3 protein-coding genes are annotated in these 1,742 nt (G+C 69.7%); all 3 read right to left on the reverse strand.

All coding sequences use genetic code 11. The features are described from left to right. Positions 1-501, reverse strand: a 501-nt coding sequence (locus tag V6M46_RS06100) for an SDR family NAD(P)-dependent oxidoreductase (RefSeq protein ID WP_332662888.1), incomplete at its 3' end; no start/stop codon positions are given. After that, positions 501-992, reverse strand: a complete 492-nt coding sequence (locus V6M46_RS06105; RefSeq protein WP_332662889.1) for a carboxymuconolactone decarboxylase family protein — start codon at positions 990-992, stop codon at positions 501-503. The genes V6M46_RS06105 and V6M46_RS06100, both read right to left, overlap by 1 nt. Beyond that, positions 989-1,742 (reverse strand): dihydrodipicolinate reductase (locus tag V6M46_RS06110; RefSeq protein WP_332662890.1); only part of this gene is annotated, 754 nt, incomplete at its 5' end. The genes V6M46_RS06105 and V6M46_RS06110, both read right to left, overlap by 4 nt.

Below are 1,742 nucleotides of genomic sequence, written 5' to 3' on the forward strand. Positions count from 1 at the left end.
GGTGAGCCCGACGATGCCGTGCTTGGCGGCCGTGTACGCCGCCGAGTACGCCTCGCCGATCACCCCGGCCACCGACGCGACGTTGACGATGTTGCCGCCCGTCGCCAGCAGGTGCGGGATCGCGGCCTGGGACAGGTGGAACGCGCCACTGAGGTTCACGGCGATGTCGGCGTCCCACTGCTCGTCGGTGACGTCGGTGGTCACCCGGAAGTCGTGTCGTCCCGCGTTGTTGACCAGCACGTCGAGGCGCCCATACGCGTCGACCGTGGCGGCGACCGCGGCCCGGCAATCGGCAGCTGACGAGACGTCGAGGTGACCGGACCGGACCTCACCAGGAAGGTCCGCGCAGGATGAGGCGACCTCGGCGAGCTTCGTCTGGTCCCGTGAGGCCGCGTAGACGAGCCCGCCGCCGGCGGCGAACCGGCGTACGGCAGCGGCGCCGAGTCCCGAGGACGCTCCGGTGACCAGGATGCTTCGTCCGGCGAACGTCGAGTCCGCCATCAGTGCGTCGAGAGGTGCGAGGGGAGCACGCACACGGCGTCGAGGCCGAGCACACGGTTGAGGCGGCCGAACGCGAGCCAGGAACCGAGGCACATGCTGAGCTCGACGATCTCGCGCTGGTCGTACTCCGCGAGCATCCGCTTCCAGAACTCGTCGTCGATGCTGTGGTGGTCGGTCGCGTAGAGCTCGGCGTACTCCGCCGCCAGTCGCGTACGTTCGTCGAACGCGTCGGTCGTCCGCCACGCAAGGACCGCTTCGTCGAACGAGTCCTCGACCTTCTCGCCGTCGCGCTCGGTGCGCCAGTCCTGGCAGAACAGGCAGCCGTTGATCTGCGCGATCCGCAGGCGCGCGGCCTCGAACTCGCGGAGTCCGAGCGTGGAGTCGGAGTAGACCTTCATCGAGAACGTCGCAGCAGCGCCGCCGATGCCGGGCACCATCTCGCCCCACACATAGCCGATCGGGTCCTTGCCCTCAGGGATGTCGATGATCATGCGGTCGCCATCCTCGAGAGCTTGCCGACGCCCGGGCTCAGCGGCACGTCGAGGGCGTCGTAGAGGCCTGGATCCGCCGACCGCAGCCACGGGATCGCGTTGACGAGCCGGCCCACGGCCGTGGCATTGCCGCCGGCGGCCCGGTTGTCGCCATCGTCAGTGGCCTCGATGGTGACCTCGATCCGCGGCCTGCCCTCGATGATCACCCGGTGTGCCCCATCGCCGCCGTCCGGGGGAGACGGCCAGTCGGGGGCGCACGCCGGGTGGATGCGGGTGATGTGCTCGATGACGATGCGCGGCTCGCCGTCGACCATGCCGATCACCTCGAAGCGCAGCGCGCCCTGGGTGCCCTGCTCGAACGTCCCCATGGCGGCGTTCTCGACGGTCTCGTCGAGCGCCCGGCGATCCACGGTCTCGACGATGTCGTCGAGCTCGACACCGAGCGCGCGGGCGATGAGCCGCAGCTGACCGCCCCACACCATGGTCGGGATCGTCGGTGCCACCATCGGCGGCTCCTCCTCCATCGGCTGTCCCATGCCGACGAGATAGCGGACCGAGTCGGGCTGGTCGTACGTCGTGTAGTCGAAGATCTCCTGGCAGCGCACCTGCTCGATCGTCGACGCGAGACCGCTGACGAGGACCGGCAGGATGTCGTTGCCCCAGCCGGGATCGATGCCGGAGACGAACAGCGAGCCGCCGCCGTCGGCGATCGCGGTCGTCGCCCGGTCGCGGAACTCAGGAGGTGCGGAC

The organism is Aeromicrobium sp. (assembly GCF_036676885.1).
GTDB lineage: Bacteria > Actinomycetota > Actinomycetes > Propionibacteriales > Nocardioidaceae > Aeromicrobium.